The organism is Gluconacetobacter aggeris (assembly GCF_014174395.1).
Classification (GTDB): Bacteria; Pseudomonadota; Alphaproteobacteria; order Acetobacterales; family Acetobacteraceae; genus Gluconacetobacter; species Gluconacetobacter aggeris.
The window spans coordinates 38,138-62,262 of the sequence record NZ_JABEQD010000009.1 but is presented as its reverse complement, the minus strand read 5'-3'; the positions used below and the strand labels follow the sequence as shown (position 1 = coordinate 62,262).

Genomic DNA, 24,125 nt, shown 5'->3' with positions numbered 1-24,125 from the left:
CCTGCCGATCCGGCCCCGGCGGGCATCGCGCGGGTTGCGGCGGCCCTGATGACCGTGGTGCGGAACCGGGACCATATCAAGCGCCCCCATTCGCGGTTTTTTTGCCGGCCGCGCGGTGATATGGCCCGATAGCCGGGCTTTGCCGCCCGTGCCCCCGCCACGCCAGCCGAAGGAAATGCGCCATGCCCCCGGAATTGATCGCGGTCCTGATCGCGGTCAGCGACGACCGGCCGATGGTGCTGACGCTGGAAGGCGGCCGCCTGCTGCCCTCCGGGCCGCTGGAAGCGGGGCATCGGTCGCTGCAGACGGGTTTGCGCCTGTGGGTGGAGCACCAGACCGGCCATGCGCTGGGGCATGTGGAGCAGCTTTATACATTTGCCGATGCGCCGGTCGATGGCGGGCCGGATGAGCGGCGGGTCATGATCTCCTACCTCGCCTTGACCCGCACCCGCCGGGGCGAGCGCGGCTGGCGGGGCTGGTACGATTATTTCCCGTGGGAGGACCAGACGGCGCCTGAAGGCCGCGCGCTGGTGCAGCGTATCGTGCGGCTGCTGGAGGACTGGGCCGGGCGGGCGCCCTCGGCCGCCGGGCAGGAGGCGCGGCGCCAGCGTGTGGCGTTGACCTTCGGGCTGGATGGGCTGGGCTGGGACGACGAGCTGGTGCTGCAGCGCTACGAATTGCTGTGGGAGGCGGCGCTGGTGCCGGAATCCGCGCCGCCGGGGGCGGCGGTGCTGCCGGGCCTGAGCATGGCGCGCGACGAGCGGCGCGTGCTGGCCACCGCGATGGCGCGGCTGCGGGCCAAGATCCGCTACCGGCCGGTGATCTACGAGCTGATGCCCGACAGTTTCACGCTGCTGCACCTGCAGCGCACGGTCGAGGCGGTGGCTGGCCAGCCGATGCACAAGCAGAATTTCCGCCGGCTGGTGGCCCAGCAGGACCTGATCGAGGAGACGGGCGAGGTGGCGCCGGACACGCGCGGCCGGCCGGCGCGGCTGTTCCGCTTCCGGCGCGAGGTGATGGGCGCGCGGCGGATTGCGGGGTCGAAACTGCCGTTGGCGCGCCCGGTCTGAAAACCTGACCGACAATGCGGGCCGGCTTTGCGTGCCTTCTTTAGAAAATGCTGTTGAATGCGGCGTTCACGGATATGTTTGACGGGATCAGTGAACTGGAATGTCGGCGTTTTTTCCGTGATGGGTTTTAGGACGCGCGCCGGCATGGGTTGACGCGCGCGGCGGGCGGGTTGAACAGCACAAGGACGACGTTATGTATCTATATTATGCTCAACATGAGCATAAAGGTCGGAGGAGACCGTGATGTCCGAAACCCTTGCCGCTCCGTCCCAGCTCGATGCGCTCTATGATCGTGTCGCCCGTGTCGTCCCGCGCCTGGAATGGGATCTGTTCGCCGACGACATCGCGGCCATCCTGGAGCTGAAGCGGCGGCGCCGTGCGGTGATCCTGGCCCATAATTACCAGACGCCCGAGATCTTTCACTGCATCGCCGACATTCGGGGCGACAGCCTGGCCCTGGCGCGCGACGCGCAGGGGCTGGATGCCGAGGTGATCGTGATGGCCGGCGTGCATTTCATGGCCGAGACGGCGAAGCTGATGAACCCCGACCGCACGGTGCTGATGCCGTCGCTGGAAGCGGGATGTTCGCTGGCGGACTCGATCACCGCCGAGGATGTGCGGGCCCTGCGCCGCGCCCATCCCGGCGTGCCGGTGGTGACCTATGTGAACAGTACCGCCGAGGTGAAGGCGGAGAGCGACATCTGTTGCACCTCGGCCAATGCGCGGCGGATCGTGGAAAGCCTGGGCGTGCCGCGGGTGATCATGATCCCCGACGAGTTCCTGGCCCAGAACGTGCAGCGGGAAACCGGGGTCGAGATCATCACCTGGCGCGGCCATTGCGAGGTGCATGAGCGCTTCACGCCGCAGGAGATCCGCGACTGGCGCGCCGACAATCCGGACGTCGCGGTGCTGGCGCATCCGGAATGCCCGCCCGGCGTGGTGGCGGAGGCCGATTTTTCGGGCTCGACGGCCGCGATGTCGGATTTCGTCGCCGGTGGCGCGCATCGCAAGGTGCTGCTGGTGACCGAATGTTCCATGAGCGACAATCTCGCTGCCGCGCATCCGGAGGTGGAGTTCGTCCGGCCGTGCAATCTGTGCCCGCACATGAAGCGCATCACCCTGCGGGCCATCCGCCATGCGCTGGAGACCATGAGCCATGAGGTGACGATCCCGGCGCATCTGGTGGCGGGCGGGCGCCGCGCGGTCGAACGGATGCTGGCGGCATGACCGCTCTCGCCGCCCTGGCCGGGCAGCCGGTCATTGCCGGGGGCGGGCTGGCCGGTCTGGCGACCGCGCTGCTGATGGACCGGCCCTGCGTGCTGCTGTCGCCCGCGCCGCTGGGGCGGGATGCCGCCAGTGCGCTGGCGCAGGGCGGGATCGCGGCGGCGATCGGGACGGATGATTCGGTGGCCCTGCATGCGGCGGACACGCTGGCCGCCGGTGCCGGGCTGTGCGACCCGGACGCCGTTGCCGCCATTGTCGGGGCGGGCCCGGAGGCGGTGGCGGGGTTGCGGTCGCTGGGCGTGGTCTTCGACCTGGGTGCCGACGGGCAGCCCGACCTGCATCTGGAGGCCGCGCATGCCCGCGCGCGTATAGCCCATGCGCGGGGCGACGGCACCGGGGCCGAGATCATGCGGGCGCTGGTGGCGCGGGTATGGGCCACGCCGCGCATTACGGTGATCGAGGGGGCTGCGCTGCGCCGCCTGGTCCTGCGGGACGGGCGGGTGGTCGGGGTCGAGTTCATGCGGGGCGGCGTGGTGCGGGCCTTGCCGACGGCTGCCTGCGTCATCGCCACCGGCGGGGTGGGGGCGCTGTTTCCCGCCACCACCAGCCCGGTGGGTGGGCAGGGAATGGGGCTGGCCTGCGCGGCGCGGGCGGGGGCGGTGCTGCGCGACATGGAGTTCGTGCAGTTTCATCCCACGGCGCTGGCCGATGGGCCGGCCGGTGCGCCGCGGGCGCTGGTCAGCGAGGCGGTGCGGGGGGCCGGCGCGATCCTGGTGGATGAGACCGGGGCGCGCTTTACCGACGAGCTTGCGCCGCGCGACGTGGTGGCGCGTGCGATCGAGGCCCATCTGGCGGCCGGGCATCAGGTGTTGCTGGATGCGCGGACGGCCACGCGGGGGGCGTTTGCGCGGCATTTTCCCGGGATCGCGCGTGCCTGTGCGGCGCGGGGGCTGGACCCCGACCGCCAGCCGATGCCGGTGCGGCCGGCTGTGCATTACCATATGGGCGGGATCGAGACCGACCTGAACGGGCGCAGCACCGTGCCCGGCCTGTGGGCCTGCGGTGAGGCGGCGTCGACCGGGCTGCACGGCGCCAACCGGCTGGCCAGCAATTCGCTGCTGGAGGCTTTCGTCTGCGCAGGGTTCGTGGCGCGTGACCTGGATGCCGCTTCGCTGCCCATGCCGCGTCCGGTCGGGGAGCCGGCGCCCGATGCCGGGGACGGGGTGGGGCTGGCGGATATTCACGCCTGCCTTGGCCGTGCCGCCGGCATTCTGCGCGATGGTGCCGGGCTGGCCCGCGCCGCGCGGGCGCTGGCACCGCATGTGGCCACTGACGATCGTGCGCTGGTCGGGGCCATGCTGTGCCTGGCGGCGCTGGAGCGCCGGGAAAGCCGTGGTGGCCATTATCGTACCGATTATCCGCGAACCGCCGGGACCGCCGTGCATTCGCGCCTGACGCTGGCGCGGACCCTGACCATGCTGGCCGACCTGTCGTCCGGCGAGCCTGTCCTTACTCCTGCCGATGGATTGACCGTGCCATGACCCCTTTGCCCGACCTGATGCTGGAACCGCTGGTGCGTGCGGGATTGCTGGAGGATCTCGGTTGCGGCGGCGACCTGACGACCGATGCGCTGGCGGCGCCCGGCCAGAGGCTCCGCACCGCCCTGGTGGCGCGGCAGCCCGGCGTGGTGGCGGGGCTGGCACTGGCCCGGCTGGCCTTCACGCTGATGGACCCGTCGGTGCGCTTCGAGATCGAGCGGCCGGATGGCAGCGCGGTGGCGTCCGGTGAGCGGATTGCGCGCGTCACCGGGCCGGCGCCGGCGATTCTGGGCGGCGAGCGGGTGGCGCTGAATTTCCTGTCGCATCTGTGCGGGATCGCCACCGCCACGGCCGGGATCGTCCGTGCCGTCGCGGGGACGAAGGCGCGCGTGTGCTGTACGCGCAAGACGCTGCCGGGGATGCGGGCGATCCAGAAATATGCGGTGCGGGCCGGTGGCGGGGCGAATCATCGCTTTCGGCTGGATGATGCGATCCTGATCAAGGACAATCACATCGCGCTGGCTGGCGGCGATGTGGCGCATGCGCTGGCGGCGGCGCGGGCGCGGGCGGGGCATCTGGTGAGTATCGAGCTGGAAGTCGATACGCTCGACCAGTTGGCGCAGGCGCTGCGGGCGGGGGGAGCGGATGCGTACCTGCTGGACAACATGAATCCCGACCAGTTGCGCGAGGCCGTTGCCATGGTGAACGGGCGCGCCGTGACCGAGGCCTCGGGCGGGATCACGCCCGATAGCGCGCCCGGGATTGCCGCGACGGGGGTGGATATCCTGTCGGTCGGCTGGCTGACCCATACGGTGCGGGCGCTGGATATCGGGCTGGATCATGAGGTGGATGGCTGAAAGCCACACTGGTGGCTCGACAGCGGAGCGTGTCCCTGTCCATCATGACGGATCGGGCGCTCCGGTGCGCCCGTCGATGATGGAAGCCGCGCGATGTCCATGCGTCCCGCCGTTCTGTTTGTCTGTACCGGCAATATCTGCCGCTCGCCGCTGGCCGAGGCGGCGTTTCGGGTGGCGGCCGAACGCCATGGGCTGGAGGGGCTGGTCGATTCGGCCGGGACCGGCGACTGGCATCGGGGCGAGGCGCCCGACCGGCGGGCGCAGGCGGTGGCGCGGCGGCATGGGCTCGATATCGCCGATTATCGGGCGCGGATGGTCAGCGCGGCCGATTTCCGGACCTTTACCCATATCGTCGCCCTCGATCCGGGCCATCTGAAGATATTGCGCAGTCGCCGGCCTATCGATTCGGAGGCCGAACTCTCGCTGCTGCTGGATCATGTGCCGGGGCGGGAGGGGCAGGGCGTGGCCGATCCGTATTACGGGGACGCGCGGGCTTTCGACGTGACATGGGCGGATGTGCGGCAGGGGGCCGAGGCCCTGGCGTTGAAGCTGGCGCGGGCCACCATGATGTGACCGGCAGAGGAGACGCGTGATGGCGCGATATGGGCTGATCGCCTGCCTGGGGGCCATGCTGGCGGTGCCAGCGGGCGGGTGGGCCGCGCCGCCGGTCGAGCGGCTGCGCCTGCCGGCGGGGTTCCATGTCTCGGTCTATACCGACCAGGTTCCTTCGGCGCGGGAAATGGCGGTGGGGGCGCGGGGCACGCTGTTCGTGGGCTCGATGAGCGGGGGCGTGGTCTATGCGGTGACGGGTGGGCCCGAGCGGGCCACGCGGGTGCGGATCGTGGCGCGCGGGCTGACCATGCCGGTGGGCGTCGCCTTTCATGAGGGCGACCTGTATATTTCCGACGTGCGGGACATCGTGGTGCTGCGCGGGATCGAGGACCATCTGGACGACCCGCCGAAGCCCGAGGTGGCCGTGACCGGCCTGCCATGGCGGATGGGCGATCACGGCTGGAAATTCATCGCCTTCGGGCCCGACGGCAAGCTGTATGTGCCGATCGGCGCGCCGTGCAATATCTGCGATGTCGGCCATCGTTTCGGCAAGCTGATGCGGATGAATGCGGACGGGTCCGGCCGCGAGGATATGGCCTGGGGCATCCGCAACAGTGTCGGGTTCGACTGGCAGCCGGGCACGGGGAGGCTGTGGTTCACCGATAATGGGCGCGACCTGCTGGGCGATGATATTCCCAGTGACGAGCTGAACCGGCTGGACCATCCCGGCCAGTCCTTCGGTTATCCCTTCTGCCATCAGGGCGACATCCTGGACCCGGTTTTCGGGCGTGGGCAGGATTGCCGTGCCTTCACCCCGCCGGTGCTGAAACTGGGGGCGCATGTGGGGGCGGTGGGGATGCGTTTCTATAAAGGGGGCATGTTCCCCGATTCCTATCGCGGCGGCGCGCTGATCGCGGAGCATGGGTCGTGGAATCGCAGCCGGCTGGCGGGCTATCGGGTGATGGCGGTGCGATTCGGCGCCGATGGCGCGGTGGCGTCCTATACGCCGCTGCTGGACGGGTTCCAGAACGACGAGACGCCCTGGGGACGGCCGGCGGACGTGCAGCCGCTGGCGGATGGCAGTGTGCTGGTGAGCGACGACCTGGCCGGCGCGATCTATCGCGTGACCTACAAGGCGCCTTGAAAACCGCTTTTTTTGGAAAGGGTGGCGCGAGTGACGGGGCTCGAACCCGCGACCTCCGGCGTGACAGGCCGGCGCTCTAACCAACTGAGCTACACCCGCATCGGCTTGGGGTTCGCACCCCTCGTCCGTGTGTGGAGGGCGAATTAACAAAGCCCGGCGATTCTGGCAACAGCCTGCGTGAGAAAAAAATGACAGGCGCCGGAAAACCTGCCCGATGCATCGATGCGCCGGGCAGGCCAAGCCATGCTTAGTTCGTGCCTGCGTCGCCCAGGGTCCTGGCACCCTCCAGCGTCACGGCGACCGCGTGGACCGTGGCGGCGATGCGGACCGCGGTCTGGACCTGTTCGGCCGACAGGCCGCCTTCGCGCACCACGCGCTCGTGGCTTTCGACGCACATGCCGCAGCCATTGATGGCCGAGACGGCGAGGGACCACAGTTCGAAATCCAGCTTCTCGACGCCGGGGCGGCCGATGACGTTCATCCGCAGGCGCGCGGGCATCTTGGCGTAGTCGCCTTCGACCATATGCACGAAGCGGTAATAGATGTTGTTCATGCCCATGATCGCGGCGGCGGCCTTGGCGGCGTCCAGGGCTTCGGGCGACAGGACGGACTGGTATTCGGCCACGATGGCGCGCGTGACGTCATCGTTGCGCGCGGCGAGGGCCGAGGCGACGAAGGTGCCGGCCAGCTGCTGCGACGACAGGGTGACGTCGTTGGCCAGGGAGCCGAGATTGAGCTTGAGATCCTTCGCGTAATCGGGAAGGCGGTCCTTGAGGGATTCGATCGACATGGCGGACAGACCTGCTGGGCGGAGGCACCCGGCCGGACGGGCGGTCGCGGGAGGGCTCCGGCAAATGGAAAACAGGGGGACGGGCGCTGCCCGTCAACGTCATCGGGACGTCGCCGCTTGGCGAGCCGGGCCCCGTCGCGGGCAGGGCCCGCGTGCCGCCCGTCCGCGATCCGGACGGGCGGGGTGGTCCGGCCATGGGGCCGGACCGTCCTGACCGGGAAGGATCAGGGCTTCAGGAAGGCTTCGCCCTGCTTCCAGTTGCACGGGCACAGCTCGTCGCTCTGCAGCGCGTCCAGGATGCGCAGGATTTCCTGCGGGTTGCGGCCGACCGACAGGTCGTTGACGCTGACGTGGCGGATGATGCCTTCCGGATCGACCAGGAAGGTCGCGCGGTTGGCAACGCCGGCCGCAGCCGACAGGACGCCCAGGGCCGAAGACAGCTCGCGCTTGATGTCGGCCAGCATCGGGATCTGAAGGCCCTTGAGGTCTTCATGGTGCAGGCGCCAGTTCAGGTGCACGAACTCGCTGTCGATCGAGACGCCGTAGACCACGGTGTCGCGGTCCTTGAACTCGCCGGCCAGCTTGCCGAAGGCGACGATTTCGGTCGGGCAGACGAACGTGAAATCCTTCGGCCAGAAGAAGACGAGCTTCCACTTGCCCGCATCGGTCTTGTCCGAAATCTGGACGAAATCGCCCTTCAGCCCTTCCGGGCCGCCGGGGACGGCCGCCAGATCGAATTCCGGAAATTTATCGCCGACTGTCAGCATCGGTTTTGCTCCCTTGTAGAGGTGGTCGTGACCGTGGCCACACCAGGCGGTCACGGCATGGGTTGTATCTATGGCTCCGAAGTCGATATCATGCCAATGAATAATTTATATCTGGATGATCGAACCGATCGATGACGCCACTGCCTTCCGCGCAGCAACTGCGCTATCTGATCACGCTGGCGGAACTGCGGCATTTCGGCCGTGCCGCCCAGGCCTGCGCGGTGACGCAATCCACGCTGTCGGCCGGCATCCTGGCGCTGGAACGGCAGCTCGATATTCAACTGCTGGACCGGAATGTCGGCAAGCGTGTGGTCTTTACCCCCATCGGGGACGAGGTTGCCGCACGGGCGCGATTTGCGCTGGAGGCCCTGCAGGGGGTGCAGGATGTGGCCGATGCCTCGCGCGCGCCGATGACGGGGCTGCTGCGGATCGGGGTGATCCCGACCATCGGGCCCTTTGTGGTGCCGGGGCTGGTCGCGCGGCTGCGCCGGCATTTTCCGCAGATCCGGCTGTCGGTGAACGAGGACCTGACGGGCAATGTGCTGGACAAGCTGGCCCTGGGCCGGCTGGACCTGGTGCTGCTGGCCATGCCCTGCCCGTGCGAGGGGGCGGAGACGCTGCCGCTGTGGCGGGACGAGTTCATGCTGGTGCTGCCGGCCAATCATCCGCTGGCGGCGCTGGAGTCGATTCCGGTGGAGCGCATCGCGGGCGAGCGGATGGTGCTGCTGGAGGACGGGCATTGCCTGCGCGACCAGACCCTGGCGCTGTGCCGGCAGGAGCGGGGCTGGACCAGCACGGATGGCGAGGAGGAATTCGTCGTGACCTCGCTCTATACACTGGTCGAGATGGTGGCGGAGGGGCTGGGGATCGCGCTGCTGCCGCGCCTGGCCGTGGAGTCGGGCATTCTGCGCGACCTTCCGGTGGCCGTGCGGCCGGTAACGGGGTGCCAGGCCTGGCGCACCATCGGGCTGGGCTGGCGGGCCCGTTCGCCCCGCGCGGGCGAGTTCCGACTGCTGGCCCCGCATGTCCGGCCGCCGGCCCTGGAGGTGCCGGCGGTGGGATGAAAATGCAGCCCGGAAGGGTGGAGAGGGGGCTGCATGGTTGACTCGGGGGCGCTCGCCCGGTATTCGGCCCGTCTTCGCGGTTTACCGCCGCCAGTGAGGGTCGGGTCATGAAGATCAGAAACAGCCTGAAGTCGGCCAAGGTTCGTGACAAGGACTGCCGTGTGGTCCGTCGTCATGGCAAGGTCTATGTCATCAACAAGAAGAACCCCCGCATGAAGGCCCGCCAGGGCTGAATGTCGCGGACGGCCTTGGCCGTACCGTTCTTCTTTGGTGACGCGAAAACCCGTGCCTGCCCCCGTATTGCGGGTGGTTGGCGCGGGTTTTCGCGCGTACGCGCCATGCTGGCGGCGCTGCTGTGGCTGGGCGGCGCGATGCCGGCACGGGCGGATGCGCCTGGCGCGGGGCATCCGGCGCAGTCCGGCCCGGCTTCGACTCCGGATCTGTCCGCCCTGACGGCCCAACTGGCGGCCGCGACCTCGCGCGCTGCGGCTGCCGATCTGGAAGCGCGCCTGGAGCGGGCGCGGCGGCATGCGCTCTCGCCCACCACGCGCCTGCTGCAACGGGGGGCCATGGCGCATCTGGCCGACGGCAAGGCGCTGGGTGCGGTCGAGGACCTGGATGATGCGCTGGTCCTGCAACCGGATGTCGCGATCCTGTGGCGCGACCGGGCGCAGGCGCGGCTGGCGGCGCGGGACCTGACCGGGGCGATCGCCGATCTGGGGGTGGCCTTGCAGCGCGACGGGCGGGATGCGGTGGCATGGCGGCTGCTGTCGGCGGTCGAAGAGCAGCGTGGCGACTGGCAGGCGGCCGAGCGGGCCTGGCAGCGCGTGATGGCGCTGGACCCGATGGTGGATGGCGGCCGCGCCAATGGCGAGCGGCTGCATCTGAAGGCATTCGGCCGCCCGACCTGACCGGCGCGGTTGCGGGATGCCCCCCTGCGATACGTTACTTGCGATACGTAACTATCGCGATTCCCGACATTTTATGGCATGATCGTTCGCATGAACGATCAGGCCGCACGTGGAACGACAGCGGGTGGGCGCCGGGTGGCCGGGCCGGTGCCGGATCGCGCATCCCTGCGCGCGACCGCCCTGGCGCATCTGGCCCGTTTCGGCACCACGCGCGCCGGTTTGACGCAGGTGCTGGAGCGCCGCGTGCAGCGCTGGGCCCGGCGCGCCGTCGAGGGCGGCGAACTGTCGGAAAATGTGGAAGCCCGGGCCGCGCCGCTGGGCGCCGTGATCGAACAGGTGGTGGCGGAAATGGTGGCCCTGGGGGCGGTGGACGACGCGGCGTTCGCCGGGTCGCGCGCGCGGTCGCTGACGCGATCCGGCCGGTCGCGCCGCGCGGTGCAGGCGCATCTGGCGGCGCGGGGGGTGGAGGCGGACATTGTCGGCACCGTGCTGGATGAGACGCTGGGCGAGCGTGGGCAGGACGGGCAGGAAATGGAGCTGGCGGCGGCCCTGATCTTTGCGCGCCGGCGCCGTGCCGGGCCCTTTGCCCCCGTCCCGGAAGGGGGCGAGGACGCGGTATCGGGCGACGAAGAGGCAGTGCGGCGCCGCAAGGCGCTGGATGCCATGGCCCGGGCCGGGTTCGGCCGCGCGACGGCCGAGGCGGCGCTGGACATGGACCCCGAGGAAGCCGAGGACCGGATTATCCGGATGAAATCGGCGTGAGGGCCGGAGGATGGGTTGCGCGCGGGCTGATGCTGTGCGGCCTGCTGCCGCTGGCGGCCTGTGGCGGCGGGAGCGGCCATGGCTGGAACGGTTCGGTGCAGTGCGCGCCCTATGCCCGCTCGGTCACCGGGTTGCGGCTGAGTGGCGCCGCCGCCGGCTGGTGGCGGCAGTCCGAAGGTGCGTATGCGCATACGCATGTGCCCGCGCCGGGCGAGGTGCTGGTGTTCCGCTCCACCCATCGGTTGCCGGACGGGCATGTCTCGGTCGTGCGGCAGGTGCGTGGGTCGCGGGCGATCCTGGTCGATCAGGCGAACTGGGTGCCGGGGCGCATCGATCATGGCATTCCGGTGGTCGATGTCTCGCAGGCCAATGACTGGTCGGCGGTCAGGGTGTGGTGGCAGCCGGTTCACAGCCTGGGTAAAAGCGTCTATCCCACATATGGGTTCATCTCGCGCGATCTGCCGGATCGTCCGTCGCCGGACGCGTGACCGGGCGCGGGGCAGGCGGCGCTTGCATGGTGGGCCTCCCGGTTCCATGTCATATCGGGGTCCATGTCATGTCGGAACTGTCGGGACGGCCGGTGCCGGCCCCGAAGCCGACGGCGCCAAGGCGCGGAAACGAGGGTGTGTGTTATGGGTAGCTTGAGCATCTGGCACTGGCTGATCGTTCTGGCGGTGGTGCTGGTCCTGTTCGGTGGCGGCGGCAAGATCAGCACGCTGATGGGCGATGTCGCGCGCGGCGTGAAATCGTTCAAGAAGAACATGGCCGACGACGAGAGCATGGAAAACGCGAATAGCGGATCGGGCGGGCATATCGCCCCGCCGGGGCCGGCGGCCGGTGCGCAGCGCGATGCCAGCTTCTCGGCATCGGGCCGTCCGTCGGGGTCTTCGACCCCCTGAGCCTGTGGCCGGGCGAACGATTCGGGATCATGTGACGATATGGACCAGATGACGACGACCGATCTGTGGGCCGATGCGGTGCAGGACATCATCGGTGCCGGCCGGCGGATGGACCGGTTCGGCTGGGTGCCGGCCACGGCCGGCAATATCAGCCGCCGCCTGCCGGACGGGCGGATCGCGATCACACGGTCGGGTGGGCACAAGGGATTCCTGACCCCGGACGGCGTGATCGAGGTCGGGATGGATGGCAGGGCCGTGCATGCCGGCGACCGGCCCAGTGCCGAGACGCTGCTGCATTGCCAGCTCTACGCGCATGACCCGGCCATCGGGGCGGTGCTGCATGGCCATTCCGTCGCCTCGACCGTGCTGTCGATGGCGGCGACGGATGGCGCGATCACCCTGGCGGACTATGAGGTCCAGAAGGTGTTCGAGGGGCAGGCCACCCACGCGGCCAGCGTGCGCGTGCCGGTGTTCGACAACGACCAGGACATTGCGCGGCTGTGTACGGTGGTGGCGCCCGATCTGGGGCGGATGCCGGCGGGCTACGTGATTCGCGGCCACGGCGTGTATGTGTGGGGCCCCACGATGGATATGGCGCTGGCGCGGCTGGAGGGGCTGGAATTCCTGCTGGCCTGCGAACTGGAAAAGAGGAAGCTCGGCCGATGAGTCGCCTGACCGTCTATCGCGACGACGATCCGGGGCATATCGTGCTGCGTACCGAGAGCGCGCCGGAGATGGCCGAGACGCTGCGGGGCATCGGCGTGCGTTTCGAACGCTGGAACAGCCCGGTGGTGCCGCCGCCCGATGCCGCGCCCGATGCGGTGCTGGAGGCCTATCGCCCCTATCTGGACGAGCTGATGGGTGCGACCGGGGCGGGGTCGGCCGATGTGGTGCGGATTACCACCCGGACGCCGAACCTGGCCGAATTGCGGGCGAAATTCCTGTCGGAACATATCCACAGCGAGGACGAGGTCCGGTTCTTCGTCCATGGCTGGGGCAATTTCGTGCTGCATGTCGGGGGCAGCGTCTATGACGTGCATTGCGTCGCGGGCGACCTGATTTCGGTCCCTGCCGGCATTCCGCACTGGTTCGATGCCGGGATGGAGCCCGATGTCGTGGCGTTGCGGGTCTTTACCGACAAGACCGGCTGGATTGCCCAATATACGGGCGACGATATCGCCCAGCGCTTTCCGGCGGCCTGAGGAGCGGATGATCGTGGCGGAAGCGGTGACGCAGGCGGGCGGGATCGACTCTGTCCTGCTGGATATCGAAGGTACGACGATTCCGGTCGCCTTCGTGCATCAGGTTCTCTTTCCCTATGCCCGTCAGGCATTGCCTGGGCTGCTGGCCACGCGCGGCGACGAGCCGGCGGTACGGGAGGCGGTGGCCGAGATCGCGGCGCTGGCCCCCGGCGTGGCGCCGCTGGCGCAGTTGAATGCCTGGATGGATCGGGACGAGAAGATCGGCCCGCTGAAGGCGTTGCAGGGGCTGGCATGGGCGGAGGGCTACCGCACCGGCGCCTTGCAGGCCGCGCTGTATCCCGACGTGCTGCCGGCCCTGCGGCGCTGGCATGCGGGCGGGCTGCGGCTGGCGGTCTATTCCTCGGGTTCCGAGGCGGCGCAGCGCCTGATCTATGGCCATACGACCGAGGGCGACGTGCGCGGCCTGTTCGACGGGTTCCATGACCTGCGGATCGGCGGCAAGCGCGAGGCGGAGAGTTATCGCGCGATTCTGGCCGAGGCCGGCTGGGTGGCCGGGCGGACGCTGTTCCTGTCCGACATCGTGGCCGAGCTGGACGCGGCGGCGGCGGCCGGCCTGCGGACCTGCCAGCTCGCCCGGCCGGAGGACGGCACCCGCCCGGGCGAGACGCACCCGGTGGCCGCGACCCTGGACGAGGTGGCGCGCCTGTTCGCCCTGCCTGACGCGCCATGAGGGCGCACCTGCATACTGGCTGGCGCCATATCCCCGCCGAGGCGCGGGGCATGGCGGCGGCGCTGGGCAATTTCGACGGCGTGCATCTGGGCCATGCCCATCTGCTGCATACGCTGCATACGGCGCGGCCCGATCTGGGGCTGGCGGTGGTGACTTTCGAGCCCCATCCGCGCGAATTGTTCCGCCCGCAGGACCCGCCCTTTCGCCTGACCCTGGCCGAGGAACGGCTGGCCGCCCTGTCCGCGCTGGGCGTGCGCCATGTCTTTCAGATTCCCTTCGATGCCGCGTTCAGCGCCATGACCGCCGAGCGGTTCGTGACCGATGTGCTGCATGAGGGGCTGGGTCTGCGTCACCTGGCCTGCGGCGCCGATTTCGCCTTCGGCCATCGCCGGGGCGGCAATGCCGCGTTCCTGGCCGAGCGGGCCGAGGAGCTGGGGATCGGGATGACCACGGTACCGGCATTGGCCGACGAGGGGGGACCCTATTCCTCGACGCGCATTCGCCGGCTGTTGCAGGACGGCTATCCCGAGCGGGCGGCCGAGGAACTGGGACGCCCCTGGGCGATCCGGGGCGTGGTGCAGCATGGCGACAAGCGCGGGCGGCTGCTGGGCTTTCCCACCGCCAACGTGCCGCTGGGCCGGCATCTGGAGCCGGCGCGCGGCGTCTATGCCGTGACCGTGCGGCTGCCGGACGGCCGGACCTGGCCGGGTGTCGCCAATATCGGCCGCCGGCCGACCATCGATGACGGGCAGGAGAGCCGGCTGGAAGTCCATCTGCTGGATTTCGAGGGGGATCTGTACGGGCAGACCCTGTCGGTCGCGCTGCATACGCTGCTGCGCGAGGAGCGGCGCTTCGAGGGGCTCGACGCGCTGAAGGCGCAGATCGCCGAGGATGCGGCGACCGCCCGTGCCTATCTCGACCGGCTGGCGCGGACCGGCGCCTGAGGGCCTGACCGAAGATGCGGGCCGGCGAGCGAGAGCGGCCGAGCTTGACCATCCGCCGTGCGGCTCCGCATAAGGTTGGGGCCGCGAGGGGAGGGAATGATCCTCCCGTCACATCGTTATCCATTGTTGCCAGTCAGAAATTCAGGGTCATGACCGAGACGAAGTCACAGGATCTCTATCGGGATACGGTATTCCTGCCGAAAACCAGCTTCCCCATGCGGGGCAGCCTGCCGAAGCGGGAGCCGGAGATTCTGGCGCACTGGGCGGCGAGCGGCCTGGACGGGCTGCTGCGCGCGCAGGCGGAAGGCCGGCCGTCCTTCATGCTGCATGACGGGCCGCCTTATGCGAACGGCCACCTGCATATCGGCCACGCGCTGAACAAGATCCTGAAGGATGTGGTCAACCGTGCCCATCGCATGGCCGGTTTCGCGGTGCATTACCGTCCCGGCTGGGACTGCCACGGCCTGCCGATCGAATGGAAGATCGAGGAGGAATATCGCAAGTCCGGCCGCGACAAGGATTCGGTGCCGGTTCTTCAGTTCCGTGCCGAATGCCGGGCCTATGCCGCGAAATGGGTCGAGATCCAGGCCGCCGAGTTCCGCCGCCTGGGGGTGCAGGCCGAATGGGACGAGCGCTATGCCACGATGGATTTTTCCTCGGAGGCGACGATCGTCGAGGAAATCGGCCGCTTTCTGCTGAACGGGCTGCTCTATCGCGGCCTGCGCCCGGTGATGTGGAGCCCGGTGGAGAAGACGGCGCTCGCCGAGGCCGAAATCGAATATCGCGACCATGAATCGACCACGATCCATGTCGCGTTCCCGTTCATCCACGACCCCACGCCGGCGCATGCGCTCCAGGACGTTTCGGCCGTGATCTGGACGACCACGCCCTGGACCATCCCCGGCAACCGCGCCATCGCCTTCGGGCCCGAGATCACCTATGCGGTGCTGCGCGTCGATGGCGTGACCGACAGCGCGCTGCTGGAGCCGGGGGCCCGCCTGCTGGTGGCCGAGGCGCTGATCGCGCCGTTCTGCGCCGCCGCCGGGATCACCGAGCATTACGTGCTCTACACCATGCCGGGCGAGGCGCTGGCGGGCGCGATCTGCGCCCATCCGCTGCGTGGCGAGGGCTATGATTTCGACGTGCCGCTGCTGGGCGGCGATTTCGTCACCACCGATGCCGGCACCGGCCTGGTCCACATGGCGCCAGCGCATGGCGAGGACGATTTCGCCCTGACGGTGGCGAACGGGATCGAGGTGCCGGAACTGGTCCTGGATGACGGGCGCTATGCCGACTGGGTGCCGCTGTTTGCCGGCGTGCACGTCTTCAAGGCCGCCGACCCGGTCTGCGCGGCCCTGACGCAGGCGATGGAGCGGGCCAATAATGATGGCGCCGCGCCGGCCGGGCTGGTTGCGCGGTCGACGCTGGTTCATTCCTATCCCCATTCCTGGCGGTCGCGGGCGCCGGTGATCTATCGCGCCACGCCGCAATGGTTCATCCGCATGGATGGCGAGGGAGAATTGCGGGCCCGCGCGCTGAAGGCGCTGGAGGATGTGACCTTCGTGCCGGCCCAGGCGCGCAACCGCCTGACCGCGATGGTTGCCGGGCGCCCGGACTGGTGCATCAGCCGCCAGCGGGCATGGGGCGTGCCGATCGCGGTGTTCGTCGAGAAGCGGAGCGGCGAGGTGCTGCGCGACCCGGCGGTGATGCAGCGCATCGTGGACGCCTTCCGCACCGAGGGCGCGGATGTGTGGTACAGCGCGCCGGCCAGCCGGTTCCTGGGCAACGAACGCAACCCCGACGAGTACGAGCAGGTGTTCGACATCGTCGATGTGTGGTTCGAGAGCGGATCGACCCATGCGTTCGTGCTGGGGCGCGACGGCATGCCGTTTCCGGCGGACCTGTATCTGGAAGGATCGGACCAGCATCGCGGCTGGTTCCAGTCCTCGCTGCTGGAAAGTGTGGGCACGCGGGGGATCGCGCCTTATCGCGCGCTGGTGACCAACGGCTTCGTGCTCGACGAGCAGGGCCGCAAGATGTCCAAGTCGCTGGGCAATGTCGTGGCGCCGCAGGACGTGAACGACTCGCTGGGTGCGGATATCCTGCGCCTGTGGGTGATGAATTCCGACACCAACGAAGACCTGCGGATCGGCAGCGAGATCCTGAAGCAGCAGGGCGAGCTGTATCGCCGGTTGCGCAATACGCTGCGCTGGCTGCTGGGCGCGCTGGACGGCTTTACCGATGCCGAGCGCGTGCCGTACGAGCAGATGCCCGAGTTGGAGCAATGGGTGCTGCACCGCCTGACCGAGCTGGGCGCGCAGATCGACCGTGCGGTGAAGACGCATGAATGGGTCGGCGTCTATGCCGCCCTGCACGGGTTCTGCGCCACCGACCTGTCGGCCTTCTATTTCGACGTGCGCAAGGATGCGCTCTATTGCGACGGCACCGACAGCCTGCGCCGCCGGGCCGCGCGTACGGTGCTCGACCAGTTGCATCGCTGCCTGTGCGCGTGGCTGGCGCCGGTGCTGGTCTTTACCGCTGAGGAAGCGTGGACGGCGCGTTTCGGCGAGGGGGAGAGCGTGCATCTGCAATCCTTCCCTTCGCTGCCGGAAGAGTGGATCCGTCCGGATCTGGCCGATCGCTGGGCGACGCTGCGCGGCGTGCGCCGTGTCGTGACGACCGAGATCGAGGCCGCGCGGCGTGGCGGCATCGTGGGGTCGTCGCTTCAGGCCGCCCTGGACCTGAAACTGTCGGAGGAGGAGGCCGGGCGTTTCGCCGATGTCGACTGGTGCGAACTGGCCATCGTGTCGCAGGCGTCGATCACGGTGGAGCCGGGGGCGGCGTCGATCTTCCTCTCCGGCGGGGCCGAGGGCGAGGCGCGTGACGGCGGTGCGGTCGGTGCCCATGGCGTGCCGCGCATCTCGGCGGCGTCGGGGCATAAATGTGCCCGCTGCTGGAAGGTGCTGGACGAGGTCGGGAGCCATGCGGGCCATCCCGAACTGTGCCTGCGCTGTGTTGCCGTCGTCGACGCGCGGGGCGGCGCGTGAGCGAAGCCGTGCTGGCCGCCGGCGCGCCCCGGCCGGCCTGGCGCTGCCGCGCCATCGGCGCCGCGCTGTTCGTCCTGGTGCTGCTGCTGGATCAGGGCAGCAAATACTGGATTCTGTACGGCCTGGACCTGCCGAACCGGGTGTCGGTTCCGGTGCTGCCGTTCTTCAACCTGACCATGGTGTGGAACCACGCGATCACCTTCGGCATGCTGGGCGGGCTGGCGGGGATGGGGCGCATCGTCTTCACCGCGCTGGCCCTGGCGGTGGTGCTGGTGCTGACGATCTGGCTGGCGCGGACGACCCGTCCCTGGGTGGCCGGCGGGCTGGGCGCGGTCATGGGTGGGGCGATCGGCAATGTGATCGACCGGCTCCATTACGGGGCGGTGGTCGATTTCGTGCACCTGCATGCGTATGGGCACAGTTTCTACGTGTTCAACCTGGCCGATGCCTCGATCGATTGCGGTGTCGCCATTTTGCTGTTCGACAGCCTGACCGAGCGGCGCGGCCTTGCCGGAACCGGGCAGGAGCGGTAGAAAGCGAAGCATGGCGCCCCTATTCCCTCGTCTGCTTCCGTTCGCACTTCTGCTGTCGGGCGGAGTCCTTCTTGCCGGTTGCTCCGGCTCGGACCTCAATCGGGCCTTCGGCCTGGAACGCGATTCGCCGGATGAGTATACGGTGACGACGCGCGCCCCGCTGTCGATGCCGCCGACCCAGGAGCTGGCGGTTCCGCACAGCGACGCGTCGCGGCCGCAGGATGAAAGCCCGCGATTGCAGGCGCTGGAGACGCTCTCGCCCAACGTGGCGTTGCAGGGTGCCGACGGCACGCCCAGCGCCGGCCAGGCCGCGCTGGTGAACGAGGCCGATGCGGCATCGCAAAGCTCCGACAAGGGCGAGCTTGGCCAGGCGGGGCAGGGCTTCATCAACCAGCTGATGTTCTGGAACGGCGGGGGAGCCGGCGGCGAGGTGGATGGCGAGGCCGAGAATCGCCGTCTGCGCCAGAATGCGGCGCTGGGTAACAGCCCGACCCAGGGCGCCACGCCGACCGTCAAGAGCAAGGGCTCGAGCAAGTAGCATCCAGGGAGGGTCCGGCCGGTATTCCGGCCGGCCAGGACAGGGGACCGGCCATGGCCGGTCCTTTTTTGTTTGTTTTGTTTGGCCCCCGCTCCGGGCTGCCCCCAGCCGAAAAGGAGTTCGCCCCTTCGGGCGGATGGTCTAGCCTGATTCCATGAGCGATTCGTCCAGCCTGCCCGCCCGACCGGTGATCCGGCGTCTGTCGGAACAGGTGGTCAACCGCATTGCCGCGGGCGAAGTCATCGAACGTCCCGCTGCCGCGTTGAAGGAACTGGTCGAGAACGCGATCGATTCCGGTGCGCGGCGGATCGCGATCCTGCTGGAACAGGGCGGGATCAACCGGATCGAAGTGGTCGATGACGGGTGCGGCATGACGCCGGACGATCTGATGCTGGCGGTCGAGCGGCATTGTACCTCGAAACTGCGCGACGAGACGCTGGTGCGGATCGAGACCCTGGGTTTCCGGGGTGAGGCGCTGCCCTCGATCGGGGCGGCGGCGCGCCTGTCGGTGACCTCGCGCCCGCATGGGGCGGACAGTGCGTGGCGGGTGACGGTGGAAGGCGGGCTGGTGAGCGCGCCCGCGCCCTGTGCCGGCCCGGCCGGGACCCGCGTAGTGGTGGAGGATATGTTCTTCGCCACGCCCGCGCGGCGGAAATTCCTCAAGAGTCCCCGGGTCGAGGGCGGCCATGCCGACATCACGGTGCGCCGGCTGGCCCTGTCGGTGCCGCATGTCGCGTTTCGCCTGCAACTGGACGACCGGGTGGTGTTCGACCTGCCGGGCCAGGACATGGCGGCGCGTGTGGCGGCCATTCTGGAGACCGAGGGCGCGGACGGCATGCTGCCGGTGGAGGGGGTGAAGGGCGATCTGGTGCTGAGCGGATTCGCCTGCGGGCCGTCGGTGCATCGGGCGACGGCGGCGGGGCAGATCCTGCTGGTCAATGGCCGGCCGGTGGTCGATCCGGTGCTGCGCACGGCGGTGCGTGTCGGCTACCGGCATGTGATCGAGCATGGGCGGCATGCGGTGGTGGCGCTGTCGCTGACCATTCCGCCCGACATGGTCGATGTGAATGTCCATCCGGCGAAGACCGAGCTGCGCTTTGCCGACCCGGCCGCGGTGCGGGGACTGGTGATCGGCGCGTTGGGCAGGGCGCTGGGGGGCGGGGCCGGCGTGGCCGGGGTGCGGCCGGGGCTGTTGCAGTCGCGCGCGGCGGGGCCGGCGCGGATCTGGTATCCGCCGGCCGATCCCGCGCCCGCGCGTCCGGCGGCGCCGGTCTTTGCGGCGCCGGGGCCGGCGGCGTTTTCCGGCGGGCGACTCGATCTGGGCGACCGGCCGGCCGCGCGTGTTCTGGACCCGGTGTTGCCGGCCGTGCCGCCGGCAGCGGGGGCGGGCAAGGGCGCGGCGCCGCTGGAAGATGAGGGTGCCGTGCTGGCCGACCCGGCGGATTATCCGCTGGGCGCGCCGGTGGCGCAGGTGATGGGGACCTATGTCATCGCGGTGTCGGGTGACGGGGCGCTGGTGCTGGTGGACCAGCATGCCGCGCATGAACGCCTGACGCATGAGCGGCTGCGGGCCCAGTATCTGGATGGTACGCTGCGCGCCCAGCGGCTGCTGCTGCCCGAAGTGGTGACCCTGCCGCGCGGGCAGGCCGAGGCCGTGCTGTCCCGGGCCGGCACGCTGTCGGCGCTGGGGGTGGAGATCGAGCCGTTCGGCGGCGACGCGGTGCTGGTGCGGGCCCTGCCGGCGCTGCTGGGCACCGACGACCCGGCCGGGCTGCTGCGGGACATGGCCGAGGAAATGGCCGAGGACGATCTGGCCGACGCGGACGAGGTGCAGGCGCTGGACGGGCGGCTGGATGCCATCCTGGCCCGGATGGCCTGCCACGGCAGCGTGCGGGCCGGACGCAGCCTGACGCGGGCGGAGATGGACGCGCTGCTGCGCGACATGGAACGGACGCCGCGTGCCGGCACCTGTTCGCACGGGCGGCCGACCTGGCTGAAGCTGAGCCGCGCGGACCTGGAAACGCTGTTCGGGCGGCGGTAGGCACCGCGATGGCCCGCGGGCGGTGGAAAATGCGGGGCTGCCTCAACGTCAGCGCGTGGCCGTGGTTGCGTAAAGCGCCGAAAACCGATGCTGCTCGGGAGAACGTGATGCGGCGCCCGGGTGGTCTCGCTGCCGGAACGGGGATAGGCTTCGCCATCTTTCACGGACGATGAGACCGACGTGCATCCCATCCTGCTCTCCCTGGTCACGTATCTGCCGCTGGGCGGCGCGCTTGCCATCTTCCTGATGCGCGGCACCTCCGAGGCGATCGAGACCGCGTCGCGATGGGTGGCGCTGTGGACCAGCCTGCTGGTCTTCGCGCTGTCGGTGGTGATGTGGGGCGCGTTCGATCCGCAGGTGCCGGGCTTTCAGTTCGTGCAGCAGGCGGACTGGGCGGCGTCGTTCGGCGTTTCGTACCATACCGGGGTCGACGGGATCAGCCTGCTGTTCGTGCTGCTGTCCACCTTCCTGACGCCGCTGGCGGTGATCGGCGGGTGGAAGCTGGTGACGACCCGGGTGCGCGACTACATGGTCGCGCTGCTGCTGCTGGAAACCACGCTGGTCGGCCTGTTCTCGGCGCTGGACCTGGTTCTCTTCTACGTGTTCTATGAGGCGACGCTGATTCCGGGCAGCCTGATGATCGGCGTATGGGGCGGGCCGAAGCGGGTCTGGGCCTCGATGCAGTTCTTCCTGTTCACCTTCGGCGGGTCGCTGTTCATGCTGCTGGCGCTGCTGGCGATGTGGACCATGACCGGCACCACCGACATTCCCGCGCTGATGCATGCGAATTTCGCGCCTTCCATGCAGTGCTGGCTGCTGCTGGGCTTCATCCTGGCCTTCGGGGTGAAGCTGCCGCTGTTCCCGCTGCATGCGTGGCTGCCGGATGCCTATACCGAGGCGCCCACGCCCACGACGGCGCTGCTGTCGGGCGTGCTGTCGAAGGCCGGCGCCTATGGGCTGCTGCGTTTCGGCGTGCTGATGTTCCCCGACGCGGCGCGGCTGTTCGCGCCCTATGTGCTGACGCTGGGCGTCGTCGCCGTGATCTATGCCGCCATCGTCGCCCTGGCGCAGACGGACATGAAGCGGCTGATCGCCTATTCCTCGTTCTCGCATATGGGGGTGATCGCGGTCGGCCTGTTCACCCTCACGCCCGAGGGCATTGATGGCGCGATCTTCCAGATGCTGTCGCATGGCGTGATCATTACCGCCCTGTTCTTCTGCGTGGCCGCCGTGTCCTGGCGGGCCGAGACGCGGTCGATCGACGCGTTCTCGGGTGTGGCGCACAAGATGCCGGTGCTGGCGACGCTGGGGATGCTGTTCGTCATGGCCAATATCGGCCTGCCCGGGACGGGTGCCTTCGTCGGCGAATGGCTGGTGATGGTGGGGGCGATCCATGTTTCGTTCTGGATCGCGTTCCTGGCGGGCAGCAGCATGATCCTCGGTGCGGTCTATATGCTGGTGCTGTATCGCCGGGTGATGTTCGGCGCGCCGGGGCGTGGCGTGGTGGCGATGCTGCGTGACCTGACCGGGCCGGAACTGGCGGTACTGGTGCCCTGCGCGCTGGTCACGCTGTGGATGGGCATTCATCCCACCAGCTTCCTGCGGGTGTTCGATCCGGCGGTGGTCAATGCCGTCTCGGCGCCCCCGGCGCAGGCCGGGCTGGCACCGGTTCATCTCGCGTTCCGCTGACCGGCCGTGGTGGCCGGCCGTCGCCGGGGCTTTTGACGCAGTCTGCTTGCAGTCTGCCTAAAGCAGGCCATCCTGCGCTGCCGCGACGACCTCGCGCGTCAGGGCGTCCAGCAGCCGGGTGCCGATGCGGGCGTGCTGCCAGTAGAGCGGCACGTCCAGATGGTGGTTTGGCGTCAGGCTGACCAGTTGCCCGGTGCGCAGGTGGCTGGCGACCAGGGGGATGGGGTTCATGCACCAGCCCATTCCGGCCAGGGCGGCGTCGATGAAGCCGTGGGTGGAGGGAATCCAGTGCGTCGGCATGTCCGGTTCCGGCCCGAAGAGGGTGCGGGCCCAGCGGGCGTGCAGATCGTCCCGGCGATCGAACCGCAGGACCGGGGCCCGGGCCAGGGACTCGGCATCGACGCCGTTCGTGAACCATTGCGCCACGAAGGCGGGTGAGGCCGTTGCCGCGTAGCGCAGGGCGCCCAGCGGGACGGTGCGGCACCCCTGGACGGGTGTGTGGTCGGTGGTCACGGCGGCCAGCACGTCGCCCGTGCGCAGCCGTTCGGCCGTATGGTCCTCGCCCGCGATGACCAGGTCGACCAGCCGGTCGCCGCGCCCGGCAAAGCCTGCGATGGCGGGGATGAACCAGGTGGCGAGGCTGTCGGCATTGACCGCGACGCGGATCGTCGGCGGCCCGGACTCGGCGATCTGGCTGGCCAGCCCGGGCAGGGCGGATGCCATTTCGCCCTCCAGCAGGCGGACCCGTTCGACATGGGCGCACAGCCGCGCGCCGATCGCGGTAACGTCGCAGGGTTGCCCGCGCACGATCAGCACGGCGCCCAGCCGGTCTTCCAGCGTACGCACCCGCTGCGACACCGCCGAGGCCGTGACGCCCAGCGCCGCCGCCGCGCGTTCGAAACTGCCCTCCCGCGCGACGGCGGCGACGGCGGCCAGCGCGGCGTAATCCAGCATCGGATTTAGCTCCGCTTAATCAGGTGAAGAGAATTAAGCTGGATTACGCGACCATCGCCCGGCATGGAAGCGGCCATGTTGATTCCTTCCGGCTTTGCCAGCGGGTTCGGCCTTGCGGCCGCCCTGATCGTCGCCATCGGCGCCCAGAACCTGTTCGTCCTGCGCCAGGGGCTGCTCCGGCGGCATGTCGTGCCGGTGGTGATGTTCTGCACCCTGTCCGACATGCTGCTGGTCTCGGCCGGTGTGCTGGGGATGGGGGTGATCGTGCAGAGGCTGCCGGCGCTGATCTGGGTCATGTCCCTGGGCGGCGCGGTGTTTCTGGCGTGGTACGGGCTTGGTGCCCTGCGGCGTGCCTTTGCCCCTGCCGCAATGGTGGCCGACGGGGACGCGGGACAGGATAGCCTGGCCGGCACGCTGGGGCGGGCCGCGGCGTTCACTTATCTGAACCCGCATGTCTATCTGGACACGGTGCTGCTGATGGGGGCGGTGGGCGGCGGGTTGCCGGGTGGGGCGAGGCCGCTGTTCGTGGCCGGGGCGGCGACCGCCAGCGCCTTGTGGTTTACCGGGCTGGGATTCGGCGCGCGCCTGCTGCGCCCGATCTTTGCCCGCCCGGCCGCGTGGCGCGTGCTGGACGGGATCGTCGCGGCGGTGATGCTGGCGCTGGCCGGCATGCTGGCGGTACGTGGCCTGGGGGCCGCGACGCCCTGGCTGGCGACGCTGCACGGGTTGTAAGGCGCGGTTTGGGGGCTCTTCAGGGCTGGTCAGCCGGGGTGATGATATGCTCCGATGCGTGCGTGGTTTTCCTGTGACGCGGAGTGGCCCGGATGCCCGTTCCATCATCGAAGAAATGGTTTGCCGCGAAGCGTCAT

At 69.2% G+C, this 24,125-nt stretch carries 25 protein-coding genes and 1 tRNA gene; 22 read left to right on the top strand and 4 right to left on the bottom strand.

Annotation, left to right across the window (positions count from 1 at the left end):
* The first annotated feature begins 182 nt into the window (after nucleotides 1-182).
* The 6 genes from HLH36_RS13100 to HLH36_RS13075 all read left to right on the top strand — a co-directional run bounded on the left by HLH36_RS13100 (nucleotide 183) and on the right by HLH36_RS13075 (nucleotide 6,385).
* Complete coding sequence (locus HLH36_RS13100) at nucleotides 183-1,070, top strand: NUDIX hydrolase (RefSeq protein ID WP_182986808.1); 888 nt, start codon at nucleotides 183-185, stop codon at nucleotides 1,068-1,070.
* Nucleotides 1,071-1,313: 243 nt separating this feature from the next.
* Nucleotides 1,314-2,297 (top strand): quinolinate synthase NadA, encoded by a 984-nt coding sequence (gene nadA, locus HLH36_RS13095; RefSeq protein ID WP_182986807.1) that lies wholly within the window; start codon nucleotides 1,314-1,316, stop codon nucleotides 2,295-2,297.
* The gene (locus HLH36_RS13090; RefSeq protein WP_182986806.1) at nucleotides 2,294-3,835 is read left to right on the top strand and encodes an L-aspartate oxidase; all 1,542 of its coding nucleotides are present in this window, start codon (nucleotides 2,294-2,296) and stop codon (nucleotides 3,833-3,835) included. The genes nadA and HLH36_RS13090 overlap by 4 nt, the downstream gene beginning before the upstream one ends.
* On the top strand, nucleotides 3,832-4,689 hold the full coding sequence (nadC, locus tag HLH36_RS13085; protein WP_182986805.1) for a carboxylating nicotinate-nucleotide diphosphorylase: 858 nt from the start codon (nucleotides 3,832-3,834) through the stop codon (nucleotides 4,687-4,689). The genes HLH36_RS13090 and nadC overlap by 4 nt, the downstream gene beginning before the upstream one ends.
* 93 nt (nucleotides 4,690-4,782) lie before the next feature.
* Nucleotides 4,783-5,262, top strand: a complete 480-nt coding sequence (locus tag HLH36_RS13080; RefSeq protein WP_182986804.1) for a low molecular weight protein-tyrosine-phosphatase — start codon at nucleotides 4,783-4,785, stop codon at nucleotides 5,260-5,262.
* A gap of 19 nt (nucleotides 5,263-5,281) precedes the next feature.
* Nucleotides 5,282-6,385, top strand: a complete 1,104-nt coding sequence (locus HLH36_RS13075) for a PQQ-dependent sugar dehydrogenase (protein WP_182986803.1) — start codon at nucleotides 5,282-5,284, stop codon at nucleotides 6,383-6,385.
* A 22-nt stretch (nucleotides 6,386-6,407) separates the two neighbouring features.
* On the opposite strand, the gene HLH36_RS13070 is transcribed toward HLH36_RS13075, so the two are convergent.
* From HLH36_RS13070 to HLH36_RS13060, 3 genes are all read right to left on the bottom strand, one after another.
* Nucleotides 6,408-6,484: transfer RNA gene (locus HLH36_RS13070), tRNA-Asp, on the bottom strand.
* 148 nt (nucleotides 6,485-6,632) lie between these two features.
* The gene (locus tag HLH36_RS13065) at nucleotides 6,633-7,175 is read right to left on the bottom strand and encodes a carboxymuconolactone decarboxylase family protein (RefSeq protein ID WP_182986802.1); all 543 of its coding nucleotides are present in this window, start codon (nucleotides 7,173-7,175) and stop codon (nucleotides 6,633-6,635) included.
* Between the two features lie 224 nt (nucleotides 7,176-7,399).
* Nucleotides 7,400-7,942, bottom strand: a complete 543-nt coding sequence (locus HLH36_RS13060) for a peroxiredoxin (protein WP_182986801.1) — start codon at nucleotides 7,940-7,942, stop codon at nucleotides 7,400-7,402.
* Nucleotides 7,943-8,073: 131 nt separating this feature from the next.
* Between HLH36_RS13060 and HLH36_RS13055 the strand changes: the two genes are divergently transcribed.
* The 15 genes from HLH36_RS13055 to HLH36_RS12985 all read left to right on the top strand — a co-directional run bounded on the left by HLH36_RS13055 (nucleotide 8,074) and on the right by HLH36_RS12985 (nucleotide 22,302).
* Entirely contained in the window at nucleotides 8,074-9,006 is a 933-nt protein-coding gene (locus HLH36_RS13055) for a hydrogen peroxide-inducible genes activator (RefSeq protein ID WP_182986800.1), read from the top strand.
* Between the two features lie 107 nt (nucleotides 9,007-9,113).
* A complete protein-coding gene (gene ykgO / locus HLH36_RS13050) occupies nucleotides 9,114-9,239 on the top strand; it encodes a type B 50S ribosomal protein L36 (RefSeq protein ID WP_012223099.1) in 126 nt (41 codons plus the stop codon).
* Nucleotides 9,240-9,917: a tetratricopeptide repeat protein gene (locus tag HLH36_RS13045; protein ID WP_246376813.1), complete on the top strand. Its 678-nt coding sequence runs from the start codon at nucleotides 9,240-9,242 to the stop codon at nucleotides 9,915-9,917. It begins immediately after the preceding gene.
* A gap of 90 nt (nucleotides 9,918-10,007) precedes the next feature.
* Entirely contained in the window at nucleotides 10,008-10,679 is a 672-nt protein-coding gene (locus HLH36_RS13040; protein ID WP_182986799.1) for a regulatory protein RecX, read from the top strand.
* 29 nt (nucleotides 10,680-10,708) lie between these two features.
* The gene (locus tag HLH36_RS13035) at nucleotides 10,709-11,167 is read left to right on the top strand and encodes a CHAP domain-containing protein (RefSeq protein ID WP_182986895.1); all 459 of its coding nucleotides are present in this window, start codon (nucleotides 10,709-10,711) and stop codon (nucleotides 11,165-11,167) included.
* 144 nt (nucleotides 11,168-11,311) lie between these two features.
* Nucleotides 11,312-11,578 carry a twin-arginine translocase TatA/TatE family subunit gene (locus HLH36_RS13030; RefSeq protein ID WP_182986798.1) on the top strand — a complete coding sequence of 89 codons (267 nt, stop codon included), beginning with the start codon at nucleotides 11,312-11,314 and terminating at the stop codon, nucleotides 11,576-11,578.
* Nucleotides 11,579-11,617: 39 nt separating this feature from the next.
* The gene (locus tag HLH36_RS13025) at nucleotides 11,618-12,244 is read left to right on the top strand and encodes a methylthioribulose 1-phosphate dehydratase (protein WP_182986797.1); all 627 of its coding nucleotides are present in this window, start codon (nucleotides 11,618-11,620) and stop codon (nucleotides 12,242-12,244) included.
* Entirely contained in the window at nucleotides 12,241-12,780 is a 540-nt protein-coding gene (locus tag HLH36_RS13020; protein WP_182986796.1) for a 1,2-dihydroxy-3-keto-5-methylthiopentene dioxygenase, read from the top strand. The genes HLH36_RS13025 and HLH36_RS13020 overlap by 4 nt, the downstream gene beginning before the upstream one ends.
* Before the next feature lie 7 nt (nucleotides 12,781-12,787).
* Complete coding sequence (gene mtnC / locus HLH36_RS13015) at nucleotides 12,788-13,510, top strand: acireductone synthase (RefSeq protein WP_182986795.1); 723 nt, start codon at nucleotides 12,788-12,790, stop codon at nucleotides 13,508-13,510.
* Nucleotides 13,507-14,454 carry a bifunctional riboflavin kinase/FAD synthetase gene (locus HLH36_RS13010; protein ID WP_182986794.1) on the top strand — a complete coding sequence of 316 codons (948 nt, stop codon included), beginning with the start codon at nucleotides 13,507-13,509 and terminating at the stop codon, nucleotides 14,452-14,454. Before mtnC ends, HLH36_RS13010 begins: the two co-directional genes overlap by 4 nt.
* 149 nt (nucleotides 14,455-14,603) lie before the next feature.
* Entirely contained in the window at nucleotides 14,604-17,501 is a 2,898-nt protein-coding gene (ileS, locus tag HLH36_RS13005) for an isoleucine--tRNA ligase (protein ID WP_182986793.1), read from the top strand.
* A complete protein-coding gene (gene lspA / locus HLH36_RS13000; protein WP_408871892.1) occupies nucleotides 17,498-18,034 on the top strand; it encodes a signal peptidase II in 537 nt (178 codons plus the stop codon). Before ileS ends, lspA begins: the two co-directional genes overlap by 4 nt.
* 10 nt (nucleotides 18,035-18,044) lie before the next feature.
* Nucleotides 18,045-18,572: a DUF3035 domain-containing protein gene (locus tag HLH36_RS12995; RefSeq protein ID WP_182986791.1), complete on the top strand. Its 528-nt coding sequence runs from the start codon at nucleotides 18,045-18,047 to the stop codon at nucleotides 18,570-18,572.
* A 154-nt stretch (nucleotides 18,573-18,726) separates the two neighbouring features.
* Nucleotides 18,727-20,613: a DNA mismatch repair endonuclease MutL gene (mutL, locus tag HLH36_RS12990; RefSeq protein ID WP_182986790.1), complete on the top strand. Its 1,887-nt coding sequence runs from the start codon at nucleotides 18,727-18,729 to the stop codon at nucleotides 20,611-20,613.
* A 180-nt stretch (nucleotides 20,614-20,793) separates the two neighbouring features.
* Entirely contained in the window at nucleotides 20,794-22,302 is a 1,509-nt protein-coding gene (locus tag HLH36_RS12985) for an NADH-quinone oxidoreductase subunit M (RefSeq protein ID WP_182986789.1), read from the top strand.
* Nucleotides 22,303-22,359: 57 nt separating this feature from the next.
* On the opposite strand, the gene HLH36_RS12980 is transcribed toward HLH36_RS12985, so the two are convergent.
* The gene (locus HLH36_RS12980; protein WP_182986788.1) at nucleotides 22,360-23,256 is read right to left on the bottom strand and encodes a LysR family transcriptional regulator ArgP; all 897 of its coding nucleotides are present in this window, start codon (nucleotides 23,254-23,256) and stop codon (nucleotides 22,360-22,362) included.
* 75 nt (nucleotides 23,257-23,331) lie between these two features.
* Between HLH36_RS12980 and HLH36_RS12975 the strand changes: the two genes are divergently transcribed.
* Nucleotides 23,332-23,988, top strand: coding sequence for a LysE/ArgO family amino acid transporter (locus tag HLH36_RS12975; RefSeq protein WP_182986787.1), 657 nt, complete (start codon nucleotides 23,332-23,334; stop codon nucleotides 23,986-23,988).
* Nucleotides 23,989-24,125 lie beyond the last annotated feature (137 nt).